Source organism: Microbacterium sp. F01, from assembly GCF_056156365.1.
In genome coordinates, this window is sequence record NZ_CM149592.1 from 4,157,259 (window position 1) to 4,173,229 (window position 15,971).

General features: G+C 70.2%; 13 protein-coding genes. 3 read left to right on the forward strand and 10 right to left on the reverse strand.

The genetic code is table 11. From position 1 onward, the window contains the following. Positions 1-10 precede the first annotated feature (10 nt). From ACVN90_RS19015 to ACVN90_RS19030, 4 genes are read right to left on the reverse strand one after another with little or no spacing between them, the layout of a single operon-like run. Positions 11-2,242, reverse strand: a complete 2,232-nt coding sequence (locus ACVN90_RS19015) for an alpha-L-rhamnosidase (protein WP_475099763.1) — start codon at positions 2,240-2,242, stop codon at positions 11-13. Beyond that, positions 2,239-3,192, reverse strand: coding sequence for a nucleoside hydrolase (locus ACVN90_RS19020; protein WP_475099764.1), 954 nt, complete (start codon positions 3,190-3,192; stop codon positions 2,239-2,241). Before ACVN90_RS19020 ends, ACVN90_RS19015 begins: the two co-directional genes overlap by 4 nt. Before the next feature lies 1 nt (position 3,193). Beyond that, positions 3,194-3,976, reverse strand: a complete 783-nt coding sequence (locus ACVN90_RS19025; protein WP_475099765.1) for an alpha/beta hydrolase fold domain-containing protein — start codon at positions 3,974-3,976, stop codon at positions 3,194-3,196. An 8-nt stretch (positions 3,977-3,984) separates the two neighbouring features. Beyond that, entirely contained in the window at positions 3,985-4,530 is a 546-nt protein-coding gene (locus ACVN90_RS19030; RefSeq protein WP_310286293.1) for a quercetin 2,3-dioxygenase, read from the reverse strand. 155 nt (positions 4,531-4,685) lie between these two features. Between ACVN90_RS19030 and ACVN90_RS19035 the strand changes: the two genes are divergently transcribed. Then, positions 4,686-5,597 carry a LysR family transcriptional regulator gene (locus ACVN90_RS19035; protein ID WP_475099766.1) on the forward strand — a complete coding sequence of 304 codons (912 nt, stop codon included), beginning with the start codon at positions 4,686-4,688 and terminating at the stop codon, positions 5,595-5,597. A gap of 9 nt (positions 5,598-5,606) precedes the next feature. Here ACVN90_RS19035 and ACVN90_RS19040 read toward each other — a convergent pair whose 3' ends face one another. Genes ACVN90_RS19040 through ACVN90_RS19055 form a run of 4 tightly spaced genes read right to left on the reverse strand, consistent with a single transcriptional unit; the run spans position 5,607 to position 11,205 of the window. After that, entirely contained in the window at positions 5,607-6,476 is an 870-nt protein-coding gene (locus ACVN90_RS19040; protein ID WP_475099767.1) for an ATP-binding cassette domain-containing protein, read from the reverse strand. Continuing rightward, on the reverse strand, positions 6,473-8,644 hold the full coding sequence (locus ACVN90_RS19045) for a dipeptide/oligopeptide/nickel ABC transporter permease/ATP-binding protein (protein WP_475099768.1): 2,172 nt from the start codon (positions 8,642-8,644) through the stop codon (positions 6,473-6,475). The genes ACVN90_RS19040 and ACVN90_RS19045 overlap by 4 nt, the downstream gene beginning before the upstream one ends. Beyond that, complete coding sequence (locus tag ACVN90_RS19050; RefSeq protein WP_475099769.1) at positions 8,641-9,582, reverse strand: ABC transporter permease; 942 nt, start codon at positions 9,580-9,582, stop codon at positions 8,641-8,643. Before ACVN90_RS19050 ends, ACVN90_RS19045 begins: the two co-directional genes overlap by 4 nt. A gap of 57 nt (positions 9,583-9,639) precedes the next feature. After that, entirely contained in the window at positions 9,640-11,205 is a 1,566-nt protein-coding gene (locus tag ACVN90_RS19055; RefSeq protein WP_475099770.1) for an ABC transporter substrate-binding protein, read from the reverse strand. Between the two features lie 234 nt (positions 11,206-11,439). On the opposite strand from ACVN90_RS19055, the gene ACVN90_RS19060 reads away from it, so the two are divergent. Continuing rightward, complete coding sequence (locus tag ACVN90_RS19060) at positions 11,440-12,681, forward strand: family 1 glycosylhydrolase (RefSeq protein ID WP_475099771.1); 1,242 nt, start codon at positions 11,440-11,442, stop codon at positions 12,679-12,681. Between the two features lie 3 nt (positions 12,682-12,684). Here ACVN90_RS19060 and ACVN90_RS19065 read toward each other — a convergent pair whose 3' ends face one another. Continuing rightward, positions 12,685-13,467, reverse strand: coding sequence for an SDR family NAD(P)-dependent oxidoreductase (locus ACVN90_RS19065; protein WP_475099772.1), 783 nt, complete (start codon positions 13,465-13,467; stop codon positions 12,685-12,687). A gap of 107 nt (positions 13,468-13,574) precedes the next feature. On the opposite strand from ACVN90_RS19065, the gene ACVN90_RS19070 reads away from it, so the two are divergent. Then, the gene (locus ACVN90_RS19070; protein WP_475099773.1) at positions 13,575-14,342 is read left to right on the forward strand and encodes an SDR family NAD(P)-dependent oxidoreductase; all 768 of its coding nucleotides are present in this window, start codon (positions 13,575-13,577) and stop codon (positions 14,340-14,342) included. Positions 14,343-14,373: 31 nt separating this feature from the next. Here ACVN90_RS19070 and ACVN90_RS19075 read toward each other — a convergent pair whose 3' ends face one another. Continuing rightward, positions 14,374-15,969: a GMC oxidoreductase gene (locus ACVN90_RS19075; RefSeq protein WP_475099774.1), complete on the reverse strand. Its 1,596-nt coding sequence runs from the start codon at positions 15,967-15,969 to the stop codon at positions 14,374-14,376. Positions 15,970-15,971: the final 2 nt, after the last annotated feature.

Consider the following 15,971-nt stretch of genomic DNA (forward strand, 5'->3'; position numbering starts at 1 on the left):
CTTGTTCCTCTCATCGGGTGTGGATGCCGGGGGCCAGCGTCTCGTCGGCGCGCCCGAGGATCCGCAGCACGGCCTCGGTGCCCGCCGGCACGTCGACGCGCACGCGCAGCCCGTGCTCGGCATCCGCGTCCCAGCGCACGGCGACATGGCCGTGAGGCGTCTCGAGGCTCGCGTGTGCCCACGTGAGCGCGCCGCCAGGCTGCGGTGCGACCAGGATGCGGCGATAGCCCGGGTCGAGCGGCGCGATGCCCCCGATCGACCGGTGCATCCAGTCGGCGACGGCCCCGAACGCGTAGTGGTTGAAGCTCGTCATCTCGCCCGGGTTGACGCTGCCGTCGGGCAGCATCGAATCCCAGCGCTCCCAGATCGTGGTGGCGCCCATCGTCACCGGGTAGAGCCACGACGGCACCTCACGCTGCAGCAGCAGCGCGTACGCATCGTCGAGGTGACCGGTCGCGGTCAGCGCGTCGAGGATGAACGGGGTGCCCGCGAATCCGGTGCTGATGCGATGCCCCGCCTCCCGCACGAGCTCCGCCAGCCGATCGCCGGCGCGCGGCACGTCGGCAGCGTCGAGGATGCCGAACACGATCGCGAGCGCATAGGCCGTGGCGCTGTCGCTTTCGACGCGCCCGTCGTGGACGTACCGGGTGCGGAAGCCCGCACCGATGCGATCGCGCAGCGCGCGGAACTCCGCAGCATCCGACTCCTCGCCCAGCACCACCGCCGCCTCGGCGACCAGGCCCGCACTGCGATAGGCGCTCGCTGTGGCGACGACCTCGGCCGGCGCCTTGGACTTGCCCGGGTCATCGGCGGGCGCGTCCGGGTCGAGCCAGTCCCCGAATTGGAACCCGGAGTCCCACGCCCCGTCGGGTGCGAGCACCGCCTCGACGCTGCGCACGTGCGCGGTCATGAGGGGGTAGGCGTCGCGGAGCGTCTGCTCGTGGCCGTACGCGGTCCACAGCGACCAGGGCACCCACACGGCGGCATCGCCCCAGACGGCGGTCGCGCCGGGCTCGGGGAATCCCGTCTCGAGGTGCTTCATGACGTTCGGGACCACGACGGGCACGGTCTTCAACGGCGTCGCCTGCCGCTCGAGCTCGGTGTCGATGAGCCAGTCCGCGAGGAAGCTCTCGACATCGCCGAGGAATGCCGCCGTCGGTGCGAAGACCGCGAGGTCACCCGTCCAGCCGAGGCGCTCGTCGCGCTGCGGGCAGTCCGTCGGCACGCTCAGGAAGTTGCCCTTCATCCCCCACACCACGTTGCTGTGCAGCTGATTCAGGAGCGCGTCGGAGCACGCGAACGTTCCGATGCGGCGGATGTCGGACCCGACGACGACCGCGGTCAGCGCCGCGGGGTCGAGCTCGCCCGGCCAGCCGGTGACCTCCGCGTAGCGGAACCCGTGGAAGGTGAGCGTGGGCTCGAACACATCGTCGCCGCCGCTGAGGATGAAACGATCCGTCGCCTCGGCGCGCCGCAGCGGGCGTGTGCCGAGCTCGGCACCTTCGAGCACCTCCGCATGACGAAGGACGATCTCGCTGCCGGCCGGTCCGGAGACCTGCACCCGCACGAAGCCGACGAGGTTCTGGCCGAAGTCGACGAGCGTCTTGCCCGATGGCGAGGTCCAGACCCGCTCAGCGGCCCGCTCGCCCAGTCGACGGACGGGCGGCGATGTCCGGGCGACGAGGCGGCTGTGGTCGAAGTCGACAGCGTGCGCGGCATCCCATCCCGCGTCGTCGAATCCCGGCCGCTGCCAGGCGTCGTCCCGCAGCCGCGCGTCGATCGTCTCGCCGTTGTAGAGGTCGTCGGCGAGTACCTCGCCCGTTTCCGCGCGCCACGACTCGTCCGTGCCGACGACCTGGACATGACCGTCGGCGAAGCGGATCTCGAGCTCGGCGTACCCGGCGCGCTCGTCTGCGTACACCGCGCGCTGGCCGGTGAAGCCGAGCCAGCCGCGGTACCAGCCGTTCCCGAGCCGCAGCGCGACGACGGTCCGCTCGGCGACGGCGGTGGTGACATCGTGCTCGACGAGACGCACGCGCCACTCGTAGCTCGTCCATCCCGGTGCGAGCAGTTCGTCGGAGGACGGGATGCCGTTCACCCACGCCTCGATGACCCCCTGGGCGGATGTGCGCAGAATCGCCCTGTCCACGGGCCCGTGCCCTGGATCGAGCGTGAACTCGCGACGCAGGAGAGGCGCCGCGTCGGTCGGATGATCGGGCGCGATCATCATCGCCTTCGTCATGCGGTCCCGCCCACTTCTGCGAGCTTCGCGACCAGGTCGCCGAGCATGAGCCGGGTGTCGAGGGCGGTGAAGACGCGAACGGCCGGTGCCCCGACGAGCAGGTCGCCGTAGGTGGCGTCTTCTCTGATCGCACGCCGTGGTTGCAGGGACGACGGCGACGACGACGGCTCGACGCGGAAGGGCCCGCGGAGGGCGGTCAGCAGGACGAGCGGGCTGTCGCCGAGGACGACAGTCTCGCCGCGGTTGAACCCGAGCATCGCGGACATCGTCGCCGTGAAGGTGTCGAGGCTTTCGACGAGGTGTGCCGCGAGAGGTCCGAGCGGCGCGACGTGGCGGTGGAGCTCGCTCCAGGTGATGAGGCACTGCTCGTACGTCGTCTCAGGCACCTGCCAGATGGCCATCGAAGACGCGAAGACCACTCCCGCGGCGACAGGGTCGATTGTCGTGTTGAATTCCGCCGGGCGGGACTCCTCCGCATGCGCCGGGTCATAGCCCGGACCGCCGATCCATACGAGCGTCAGTCGATCCGCGATGCCGGGTTCGTGGAGATACGCCGTGGCGAGGTCCGTCAGCCCTCCGCCCGCACAGTAGAAGAGCGGCAGGGGATCATCGCGGAGCGCCTCTGCGATGATCGCCCGCGCCGCGTCGGTGAGCGGCGGCGTGACCCCGGCGCGCAAGCCCGTCTCGGCGCCGGCGAGAGCGCGTTCGGGACGACCGAGCATCTCGACGATGCGATCGGCTGCGATCACCCCGCGCTCCACCACGCCCGGGTCGAATTCGGCGAATGAGTCGGGGATCTTCGACGCGACGACCAGTGCGACGTGCACCGAAGGGCTCAGCAGGTGATGCGCGAGCTGGAAGAGTCCGTCGGGATCTCCTCCGAAGTCGTTGTCGAGGATGACGCGAGCGCGCGGAGCGCCGGCATCGCCCGTTCGGGTGGGGTCTGTCACTTCAGTCTCCTTGTGAACGTGTGACGCGCGAGCAGAAGTCGATCGCGGCGTCGAACATCGCGGACGGGTCGTCGAGCCCCTGCCAGAAGTGCTTTCCGCCGGCGACGGTGTGGAACTCGACATCCGCTCCGACGCTCAGGAGCGCCTCGGCGAGCGCCTCGCTCTGCGCGAACGGCACGTGCTCGTCGGCGGTGCCGTGCGCGATGTGGAACGGCGGAGCATCGGCGTGCACCCGGTGGGCGGGACTGGCTGCACGGGCGATCTCGGGATGCTGTGCCGCGGGGCCGCCGATCCACCGGGCCTCGCGAGTCTCGGCGGGCGGATCGCCCATGTCGTGTTCCGCCATCGTGAAGAGGTCGGCGGGACCGAACCAGTCCACGACGCCGCGCACGTCACGGCGACGGAGCCCCGTGAGCGCGGCGATCGTCGCGCCCGCCGAGACTCCCCACAGCACCAGGCGCGAGGCATCCGCTCCGTAGTCGGCCGCGTGATTCCTCAACCACTCAAGGGCGGCATCGACGTCGTCGAGCTGCGCAGGAAATCGTGCTTCTCCGCTCAGCCGGTACTCGCACGACGCGATCGCGAAGCCGGCCGCGACGATGCGGTCGAAGGACTGGCTGACGCCGATCCCCGGCGTGAAGACCTTGCGACTGCCGCGCAGCCACCCCCCACCGTGCAGGAACACGATGAGTGGCGCGCCGGCGGGCTCCGGCGTGCGCAGGTCGAGCGACAGCGGCCGGAAGCCCTCCGGCTGGGCGAAGTCGACCTCGAGCAGCGATGACACGCGGGAGGTCAGTCGCGGAACCGGAACTCGGGCATGAAGACCGTGGCGTACTTTTCGCCTGCGGCGCGCATGATCGAGAAGTCCGGGACGTAGACGCCCTGCGGCTCGTCGAGGTCGGTCTTCTGGCCGATCGCGTGGAAGAACCGCTCGAAGCCCGCCGTGCCGGCGCCGAACACGGTCGTGGTGTTCTCGATCTTGAACGCGTGGACGATGTTCGCCGGCACGAACGCGAAGTCGCCCGTGGTGAGCGTGGTCTTGCTGTGGTAGTCCGCCTGGTCGTCCATCCACACCGAGATCTCGCCGTCGACGACGTAGAAGAACTCATGGGTCTTGAGGTGCGTGTGAGCGGGGATGCGGTCCCCCTGACGGGCCTTCATCGTCCACGCGCCGTACTGGTCGTCGGTCTCGTCTCCCGAGACCAGGATCTCGAAGAGCTGGTCGAAGACGAGCGACTTCTCACCCTGCCCGTTGCCGATCACGTAGGGCTTCGGGGCGGCGGGCAGGATACCGGCGAACGCGACCTTGTCGGGGTCGTCAGCGGCGAAAGTGGTCATGCTTACCTCCATGTAAGACAGTGGTGCCGTTAGGCAGACGGGAACATCGGGTCATTCCGATCGACCGTTCCAGATGCCTCAAGTCTCACGAGGTTTCGCACCCTGAGGAAGTTCGACATCCCTACCCGGCGTTAGCCTGCGACTAAGATCCGAGCATGGACGTGCCTATCCACGTGATCCGGTATTTCTGCGTGCTCGCCGAGGAGCTGCACTTCGGTCGCGCGGCCGAACGCCTCAGCATCACCCCGCCGTCGCTGAGCCAGCAGATCAGCCGGCTCGAGCAGCAGGTCGGCGTCAAACTGTTCGATCGAAGCCCCCGCAAGGTCGAGCTCACCGGCTACGGGCGCGACCTGCTGCCTCTCGCGCGCCGCGTGCAGGACGACCACGACCAGCTCCTCTCCTGGGCGCAGTCCGTGCGCCGGGATCAGCGCACGCCGCTCCTGCGCGTCGGCGTGGTGGCCGCGGGCGCCGGTGCACTGACGACGGCGGCGATCACCGCGACGATGCAGGCGATCCCGCAGGCGCGGATCGAGATGCGGCGGCTCGGCTTCTTCGACGTCGCCTCCGAACTCGAAGCCGGGCGGGTCGACGTCGTGTTCGCCCCGTCGCCGATGGTGCTGCCGCCGCGCATCCGGGTCGAGCCACTGTGGCGAGAGCCGCGGGTGCTCGTCGTCCCCGCCGATCACGCCCTCGCCGGGCGGGAGTCGGTCACCATCGTCGAGACCAACGACGAGGTGTTCGTCGCGGTCGCGGGCGGCGTTCCCGAAGTCGTGAACTGGTGGATCGTCGACCCCCGCCCGGATGGATCGCGGCCCCGGCGGGGCCCGACCGCCGACAGCGTCGACGGGCTGTTCGAGCTCGTCGCAGCGGGGGCGGGGGTGAACATCGCCGGGCAGTCCGCGTCACGGCAGTACCGCCGCGACGAGCTCGCGTTCGTGCCGATCTCCGACATCGAGCCGGCGACGATCGTGCTGTGCAGCCTCAGCGATTCGCCGAACCCGATGGTCCGAACGTTCCGCGAGACCGCGCAGGAACTCTCGCCCCTCGTCGACGCGACGCTGCACTGAGCCGCCGAGTCAGCCGACCGCCGCCTTCGCATCTGCCCGCAGCTTCTGCCAGATCTCACGGCGACGGGCCTGCTCGTCGGGATCGGGCACCGGCGAGGCTGCCATGAGCACGCGCGTGTAATCGCTCTGGGGGTTGCGGATGACGTCGGCCGTGGCTCCCTGCTCCATGACCTTGCCGCGATAGAGCACGACGACGCGCTGTGCGAGGAACTCGACGACCGCCATGTCGTGGGCGATGAAGAGGTAGCCGAGATCGGCGCCGGTCCGCAGTTCGGCGAGGAGGTTCAGCACCTGCGCCTGCGTCGACAGGTCGAGGGCGCTCACCGCCTCGTCGCACACGACAAGACGGGGGTCTGTGACGAGCGCTCTCGCGATCGCGATCCGCTGCCGCTGCCCGCCGGAGAACTGCCGCGGGTAACGGTCGTACGAGCCGGCGGGAAGTCCCACCGATGCCAGGGCCTCGTTCGCGCGTCGCACGCGCTCCTCGCGCCCGACGCCGGCCACCCGCAGCGGCTCCGTGAGGGCGTCGCCGATCACCCGGCGCGGGTTGAGCGACGAGAAGGGGTCCTGGAACACTGCGCGCAGGTCACCCTGCAGCGCGCGACGCTCGGGGACGCTCGCGCGCGTGATGTCGCGCCCCTCGAAGAGGATCTGCCCGTCGCTCACCGGCTGCAGGCCGAGGATCGCGCGGCCGATCGTCGTCTTCCCCGAACCGGACTCACCGACGAGCCCCAGCGTCTCACCCCGGGCGATCGTGAACGAGACGTCGTCGACCGCAGCCGGGCCCTTCTTGCCGTAGCGCACGACGAGGTTGCGCACCTCGAGCAGCGGCGCATCCGTCGCTCGCACGCCGACGGAAACCGTGTCTGGGGCGCTCATCGTCCTCCTCCTGTCGTCACGGGCAGTCGCCATTCGTCCTGGCGGCCCTGCACCTCGTCTCGGCGCACGCACCGCACTCCGCCTTCACCCTGGGCGCGTGGGTCGAGCGGCACCGTCACGAGGCACTCGTCGCGCGCGAAGCGGCAGCGCTGGGCGAAGCGGCACCCGGTCGTCCACGAACCCGGCAGCGGCACCTGACCGGGGATGGACGCGAGGCGCGCGGTCCCTTCGAGATCAAGGATCGCGTGCGGATCGGCCGCGAGCAGCGCCATGGTGTACGGGTGCTCGGGCCGCAACAGCACATCGCGCACGGTGCCGGTCTCGACGATCTCGCCCGCGTACATCACCGACACGTCGTCGCAGATGTCGGCGACGACACCGAGGTCGTGGGTCACGATGATGATCGACATGCCGCGTTGCGCGATGAGCCCGCGCAGCAGCGCCAGGATCTCGGCCTGGATCGTGACATCGAGGGCCGTCGTGGGCTCGTCGGCGACGAGCAGACTCGGCGTGCCGCTCAGGGCGAGGGCGATCGCGACGCGCTGGGCCATGCCGCCCGAGATCTGGTGCGGGTAGCTCTTCAGCACGCGCGGCGGATCGACGATGCCGACGTCGGTGAGCAGCTGGGAGGCGATGCGCTTGGCCTCGGCTCGTCCGACGCCGCGCAGGCGCCGGATCGCGGCGGCGAGCTGCGCGCCGACCGTGAACATGGGATCGAGCGCGCGCGTCGGCTCCTGTGAGATGAAGGCGATCTCGTGGCCGCGCACCCTCTGAAGGGTCTTCTCGGTGGCCCCGGCGAGATCGGCACCGCGCCAGCCGATGCGACCCGAGCGCACCGAGAGTCCCGGTGCGAGCAGACCCAGCAGTGCGTAGGACGTCACGCTCTTGCCGCAGCCCGATTCGCCGACGAGCCCCATGACTGTGCCCGGGCGGACCCGCATCGAGACGCCGGTCACGAGGGCGGGACCGCCGTCGACACCGATCACGAGATCCTCGACGACCAGCCCGTGGCTGTCGTCCGCGCGCCGCTCGTGGCTCGTCGAGGCACCGGGTGCAGCCGGGCCGGACGTCGGCGCGGTCACCATGTCGGCGGACAGTCCGCCAAGGGCGATGACGTCGATCGGCGTTGCCGCGTCGCGCAGCGGGTCGGCATTGGATCCGGGGTATGAGGCATCGCCGATCATGGTGAGCGACTCGGGGGCCGGCTCGTCGATCTGGCCAGCGACAGGAAGGTCGTCGGCGACGGCGGCCGCGGCGACCTCGGTCGCGGGCCCGCCTCGCAAGCGGCGGCGGAGTGCGACGAGCGGGGGCGGAACGGCCGTACCTCCCGCGAGCACGTCCGCGAGGGAGTTGGCGGCGATGAGCGTGAGCGCGAGGATGCCGCCGGTCGGCACCATCATCCAGGGCTGCTGGAAGATGAAGCGCGACGCGGTCTGGATCATGCCGCCCCACGTCGGCTCGGGCGGCTGGGGCCCGAGTCCGATGAACGCGAGGGCGGCCTGCATCCCGATGCCGACTCCGAAGAGCAGGACGAACTGCACGATGACGGTCGTCGACATGTTCGGCAGCACGTGGCGGATGCTGGCGCGCATCGGCCGAACGCCGTCGATCGCGGCGGCCTCGACGTAGAGCTGCGTGTGCAGCGACTTCGCCTGGCCGAAGAAGATCTTGTACATCGCGCCGAACAGCAGCAGGCCGAACGCTGCCATCACGAGCGGCATGTTGGTGCCGACCGCCGCGATGAAGGCCAAGATGATGACGGTTCCGGGCAGGGACAGGACGATCTCGCTGACCTGGTTCATCGCCCCCTCGCCGCGCCGGCTCCGAGCCGCCCAGAGGGTGATGGGGATCGTCACCAGCACCGCGACGATCGGCACCACGAGGCCGATGAAGATCGTCGGCGCGGCTGCGGTCACCAGACGCGAGAGGATGTCGCGGCCCAGCTCGTCCGTGCCGAGGAGGTGTGCGAGCGAGGGGCCCTGGAGCACGACGGAGAGGTCCTGCTCGAGGGGGCCGTACCGCAGCCAGAGCGGCGATGTGAGCGAAGCGAGAACGAGCCCGACGAGCCAGACGAGCGAGATGAGGGCGGCCGGCGAGCGCAGCACGCGCAGGCGCAGCTTCCGCTCCGAGCGCCGAGGGCGGACGATCGAGGTCGTCGAGACGGTCATGAGGCACGCAGCTTCGGGTCGAGGGTCCGGTTGAGGAGTTCCAGCGCGACGTTCACGATCACGACCACGAGGGTCGCGACGAGCACGAGCGCCTGCACGAACGGGAGGTCGGCGGAGCCGACGGCGCTCTGCATCGCCTGACCGATGCCGGGCAGGGCGAAGAGCACCTCGATGACGACCGAGCCGCTGAACAGGACGATGAACATGACGGCCACGCTTGCGAGGATCGGAAGGCTCGCCCCGCGGAGCGCGTGGACGTAGATGATGCGGTTCGTCGGCGTGCCGACGGCGCGGAGGGTGCGGATGTGCTCCTGCGCGAGCGACTCCGACATCGAGGCCCTCGTCTGCCGCGCGATGCCTGCGGCGGAGGTGATCGCGATCGTGAGGACGGGCAGCACGAGGGAGCGCGCCCAGGCGGCCGGGTCGTTCGCGAACGGCACGAACCCGGTCGCGGGGAGCAGCCGCAGCTGGACGGCGAAGACGTAGACGAGCAGGACTCCGACCCAGAAGGCCGGGATGGAGAGCAGGATGCCGGAGGTCGCGGTGATGGCTTTGTCGACCGCTCCGCGGCGCACCGCCGCGATGACGCCCATGACGATGCCGATGAGGGCGGCGACGAGGGTTCCGAAGACGGCGAGCGCGGCGGTCACGGGGAGGCGCTTGGCGATGTCGGGGCCGATGGGACGACCGTCGATGAGGGACGTGCCGAGGTTGCCCTGCAGCACCTGCGCGACCCAGGCGAGGTACTGCTGGATCCAGGGGTCGTACCAGCCGATCGACTCGTTGTACGCGGCCACCTGCTCGGGCGTGGCGGACTGCCCGAGGGCGACGCCGCCGGGCGTCGACCCCGAGAGGTGGACGAGCATGAACGCGATCCACGATGCGATCAGCAGCGTCACGATGCCCCAGGCGACGCGCTTCAGGATGAAGATGAGCATCAGAACTCTCCCTGACGGGCGGTGCCGGCGACGCGGGTCGCCGGCACCGCCGTCGGATCAGGATGCGGGCTGGATCGAGGCCAGGATCGGGAAGGCCTCGGCGCCCGGGAACGTCGGCTCGGCGACCTTCTTCGCGTTGTACGCCCACGGTGCCAGCTGCTCGAACAGCGGGATGAGCCACCCCGAGTCGACGATCGCGCGGTTGAGATCTTTGAGGGCCGCGGTCTGCGCCGCCTCATCGCCCGTCGCCGCACCGTACGCGCCGGCCGCGGCCTTGATGTCGGGGTTGTCCGCGCCGTGGAAGTTCGCGAAGCCGAACAACACTCCGAACACGTTGCCGAGCGGGTTGGTCCACGTCAGCGGAAGCGGCCCGCCGAGCGGCTCGGTCTGCACGACGGCGAAGATCTCCTCGGTCGACGCCGCGTTCTTCAGCGTCATGTTGACGCCGATCGCCTCCCAGTACGGCTGGAGCGCCTCGAGATCGCGCTGGCTGGCGGAAGAGATCGTGAAGGTGAAGTCGAAGCCGTCCGGGTAGCCCGCCTCGGCCAGGAGGTCCTTGGCGGCCTCCGGGTCGTACGCGTACTCCTCGTCGAGCTCGGGCAGGTAGCCCGGGTTGTCGGCGGGCAGCGCGTTGGCCGTGGGCAGTTCGCCCGGGTGGATCGCCTCGACGAACGCCTCGCGGTCGATCGCCATCGAGAGCGCCTGGTAGACGCGCGGGTCCGCCCACTGGGGGCCGAGGGCACCCGTCTTGTCGAAGGCCACGATGTTCTGCACGGTGCCGCCGTTGGCGACGAGTCCGACGCCCGCGGACTCGACCTGCGCCTGCGTGTCGGCCGTGATGTAGGCCAGGTCGACCTCGCCCGAGATCACCGCGTTCACGCGAGCCTGCGGGTCGAGGACCGGGCGGAACTCGTACGAGTCGAAGGGGTAGTCCGCGGCGGCGTCGCTGCCCTCCTTCTTGACGAGCAGGTACGAGTTGCCCTTCACCGTGGCGTCCTCGTCGACCGTGAGGGGCCCCGACCCATCCGGCGTGGTGTCGAGCGTGGAGCGGTCGGCTGCGCCGGTCGGCCCGACGATCGCCCCTGCGGGCAGCACGAGGTTCGCCTCGAAGCCCGGCTGCGGCGCCGCGAACGTGAGCGTCACCGTGTCGTCGTCGACGACGGTCACGTCCGAGATCTCGTTCTGCCCGCCGGTCGCGAAGCCGTTGTACGCGGACAGATCCGGGTTGCCGCGCGCGTCGAGGTTCTCCTTCACGAGATCGGCGCTCAGCGCCGTGCCGTCGTCGAAGGTCGCGCTCGTGTCCAGGTCGAGCGTGAGCTGGGTGTTGTCCTCGTTGTACTCGAACGATGTGACGAGATCGGGGACGACCTGACCGTCCTCGTCGAGCAGGAACAGCGAGTCGTAGATCCCCTCGAAGAAGAAGCGCTGTCCGCTTCCGTAGCGGACCGGGTCGTAACCGAGCGCGGCCTGGTCGGAGTCGAGGCCGATGACGAGCTTCGACGTGTCGGCCGCACCGCCGGTCTGGCTGGGGTCGCCAGCGCCGCTGCAGCCCGCGAGTGCGAGGGCTGATACGGCGACGGCCGCAATGACGGCGGCGCCACGTGCTGTGGTGAGTCGGGACATCCTGATCTCCTGTGATCGATGTGCTGCTGCGGACTTCGGTGTCGGGATCGCGATTCGGGATGCGATCTTTCGGTCAACAGTGACGATCCGCGGGCGGTTTGGCCATTCGGATTCCTCTGCGAGTCGTTAACCGCGGCCTAATGTGGCCTGCTTTCGGCACTGCATTCAATGAAAGAGACTTTCTCAGAATGAACGACTCGTGCATGATGGACGAGAGTTCAGAGAGGACCACTCATGCCCGCAGCATCCTTCCCCGCCGACTTCCTCTGGGGAGTCGCCACCGCCGGCCATCAGAACGAGGGCGACAACATCGACAGCGACACGTGGTTCCTCGAGAACGTCACGCCGACCGTGTTCCAGGCACGTTCGGGCAAGGCGACCAACGGGTGGGAGCTGTGGGAGTCCGACCTCGACATCGTCGCCGGCCTGGGGCTCAACGCCTATCGCTTCTCGGTGGAATGGGCACGCGTCGAACCGGTCGAGGGTGAGTTCTCATCCGAGGCGCTCGATCACTACGAAGCGATCGTGGACGGATGCCGCGCCCGCAGCCTCGCGCCGATCGTGACGTTCAACCACTTCACGTCGCCGCACTGGTTCGCGGGTCGTGGCGCGTGGCTGGATCCCGAGGCGCCGGAGCTCTTCGCCCGCTACTGCGGCGTCGTGATGGACCGCTTCGGCGACCGCATCGAACTCGGGGTGACCTTCAACGAGCCCGATCTGCCCGAGATGCTGACATGGGCAGATCTTCCCCCCTTCGTCGCCGACCTCGAGCGCGCGACGCTGGCGGCCGCATCCGAAGCCGCAGGTGTGGAGAGATACCGGGCCGGCAACGTCATGACCCGCGAGGACTTCGCCGGGATGCGCGCCGGCATGACGGCGGCACACGTCGCGGCCAAAGCCGCCATCAAGGAGCGCCGTGCCGACCTGCCGGTCGGACTGTCGCTCGCGATGTGCGACGACGTCGCCGCACCCGGTGGCGAAGAGGTGCGCGACCGCAAGCGCGCGGAGGTGTACGACTACTGGCTGCGACTGGCCGCCGACGACGACTTCGTCGGCGTGCAGAACTACGAGCGCCTGGTCTACGGGCCCGACGGGCTGCTCCCCGCACCGGAGGGCGCCGTGCTCAACGGCATGGGCACCCCGGTCGACCCCGACTCGCTGCGCGGCGCCGTCGAGTACGCCTACGCCGTGGCCGGCGTCCCGATCCTCGTCAGCGAGCACGGCGTGAGCACGCCGGATGACAGCATCCGTGCCGCCTTCATCGAACCGTCGCTCGAGGGCCTCGCGCAGGCGATCGCCGACGGAGTGCCCGTGCTCGGGTACTGCCACTGGACGCTCATGGACAACTTCGAGTGGATCTTCGGCTACGGCCCGAAGCTCGGCCTGCACGAGGTCGATCCCGAGACGTTCGAGCGGACCGAGAAGCCGAGCGCCGATGTCTACCGGCAGCTGGTGGGTCGCTATGGCCCGGCGTGATCCTCAGTCGGAGATGAGCGTGCCGCCGTCGATCACGATGTTCTGACCGCTCACGAACGCGCCGGCGGGCGACGCCAGCCATACGACGGCACCGGCGACCTCGGCCGGCGTCCCGAAGCGACCGAGCGGCGTCTTCGCGAGGCGCGCGGGTGCGGCGGCCGGGTCGTCGGTGATGGGGCGGGCGAAGTCCGTCGCGATGACGCCGGGTGAGATCGCGTTCGCGCGGATGCCGCGTGAACCCCACTGCACCGCGAGATTGCGGGCGAGCTGGGCGTTCGCCGCCTTCGTCACGCCGTACCCCGAGAGGAGTCGGTTCCCGCGGAGCCCGGACAGGCTCGACATCACGATGAACGCTCCGCCGCCGCCGTCGGCCATGACGGGCAGCACGAGGTCGGCCAGCCGAGCGACGGAGCGCACGTGGAGGTCGAACATGCGGTCGAGCCGCTCGATGGCGTCGGCGCCCGGGTCGTCGAGCGCCGCGCCGGCGTTGGCCACGACGGTGTCGATGCGCCCGCATCGCCGCACCACGGTGTCGACGAGGCTCACGAGGGCCGCGGCATCCGTCACGTCGCACGCCACGCCGATCGCATCGGCGCCCTGGCCGACGAGGTCGGCTGCGGCACGCTCGGACTCCGACGACGCCAGACCCGCGAGCACCACCCGCGCACCCGCTGCGGCGAGCGCCTCGGCAGCGGCGCGCCCGATGCCGGTCGCGGCCCCCGTGACCACAGCGATCTGCCCCGCGCACGAGAAGAGCCGCGCGGGCGCGAGCGGCGATGATTCCATGCGCTCATCCTCGCGTGCGAGGCGCCGGCGTGGGTTCGTGGATTCCGATGGGCGGCATCAGCGGATGCTGGTTCCCGCACGCCGGGCGGCGGGCTAGCGTCGCGTTCATGACCAGGTATGCGGGGCTCGCGGGACGCACGATCGTCGTCACCGGTGCCGGAGGCGGCCAGGGTGCCGCAGAGGCGCGCGTGCTGGCGGAAGCCGGCGCCCGCGTCATCGCCACGGACGTGACGGATGCCGCGACCGCTGACCCGCCGGGCGTCGAGTACCGACGACTCGACGTCTCGGGCGAGGACGACTGGGCCGCTCTCGCCGCCCACCTGACGGAACTCCTCGACGGCGAACCTCTCCGCGGCCTCGTGAACAACGCCGGCATCACGCATCGTGCGCGGCTGGGCGCGGTCGAGCGCGCAGACTGGGACCGGGTGCTCGCGGTGAACCTCACGGGGCCGATGCTCGGCATCCAGGCCCTCGCCCCGCTGATGGGCCCCGGGTCGTCGATCGTCAACATCGGCTCGTCTGCGGCCCTCAACGCGCACTACCCGGTGGCCTACACGACATCGAAGTGGGGCCTGCGCGGGCTCACGCATGTCGCAGCGACCGAGCTCGGGCCCCGAGGCATCCGTGTCAACGTCGTGCACCCCGGCTTCATCGAGACGCCGATGACCGCGAACGCGCCCGAGGCCATGCGGGCCGCGCAGCTCGCCCTGACTCCGCTGGACCGGCTCGGGCAGGCGGACGAGGTCGCCGAGGCGGTCGCCTTCCTGCTGTCGGACGCCGCGTCCTACCTCACGGGCGCCGAGATCCCCGTCGACGGCGGTGCCACGTCGTCGGCGGGCGCCAAGTTCATGGCCGACCGCATCGCCGGCTACTAGCCCGCGTCAGCAGCCGGCGGGGCGCGGCGTCCTAGCGTGCGACCTCTTCGATGCGCACCGTGTCCAGCTGCTCGACGAGCTTGCGGGCGCCGCGGACGGCGATCGCGACGCTCATGAGCGTCGGGTTCATCGTGTTGGCCGTGGGGATCAAGGCATTGCCGCCGACGACGAGGTTGTCGTACCCCCACACGCGCGAGAACGGGTCGGCCACGGACGTGCCGTCGTCGGCCGGCCCCATCCGCAGAGTGCCCATGTAGTGCAGGCTCGAGCCGTTCGGCAGGAGCCGCGGCTCGGCGACGAATGTGCCCAGCGCGGCGCCCGCACGACGGACGCGCTCGGTCGCCTCGTCGAGCTCGGGCTGCTCGGCATCCGTCAGCGCGTACTCGATCGTCATGTTGGGGAAGCCGCGGTAGTCGAGCTCGCTGTCGTCGAAGGTGACGCCGTCCTCGACGCGCGGGTGCTTGCGCACGCCGTAGCCCATGTTCACGTAGCCCCAGCGGTTGCCCGCGGCCGGGTGCGAGGGGTCGAGCTGGAACGGCGGGTTCTCGGCGTACATCACCTGGAGCGAGAACGGATGCCCGGGCTCCGAGAACGGGATCCGGTTGACGGCCGCGACGGGGTCGGCCGCGTTCTGCGCGCGCCGGGCGAGCTCGGCCTCGAACTCGTCGTCCGTGATCAGGGCGCTCATGCGCTCCTCGTCGAGGGCCACCGTCGTGATGACGACGTGATGTTCGGTGAGGTAGCGCCCGAGGGCGCGGGGACGGATGCCGCTGGCCCAGAGCAGCTGCGGAGAGCGGAACGCGTCGGCGGCCACGACGACGACATCGGCCCGGAAGAACGAGACCTCTTTCGTGCGGAGATCCTCGATCGTGACCCCGGTGGCCACGCCATCCTCGGTCTCGACGCGACGCACGAGCGTGAGGTCGCGGAGCTCGAACCTCGCCGACTCGGGCGTGCCCTCCTCGATGAGGGGTCCCAGGACCGTGTTCGCGCCCGCCCACACCATGGAGCCGTCGGGCTGCGGGTCGCCGGCGACCGGCAGGGTGCCCACGCCGTAGCCGGCGGGCAGCTCGGCGCCGAACTCGTCGTTCAGGAGCGCGCGTATCGCCGTCCCGATGGCCGAATCCGCGAACGCCGCCTGCTGCGCGTGCAGCAGCCCCTCGGCCCTCGAGATCAGGTCCTCCCACTCGGCGTCGTCGATGAAGTCGACCTTCTCGCTGAAGGCCGGTCGCGGGATCGCGCAGGTCCAGTGCGCGCCCTGGCCGCCGACGTTCGTCGCGGCGGCCGCAGCGGGGAAGGTGGCGGCGTGCGCGGATCCCGGGCCACCGAAGTCGAGCAGATGCGTGCCCTGGCGCGCGGTGAACATGCCCTCGACGACGACGCCGGACGGGATGCCGAGACTCTCGCGGAACTCTCCCGACTGGGGCCCCTGCGACATCTCGCGGGCGCGGGCCTTCTCGTCAGGGTCGGCGATGTTGCGGACGCTCTCACCGGGGACCGCGGTGAGCTGCGGGCCGGCCTCGAACATCACGACGCGCGCGTCGGGGCTCGACTCGAGGATGACGCGGGCGTAGGCGGAGCCGATCGGACCTGAGCCGACGACGGCGACGGTGGGGGTGTGCGACATGG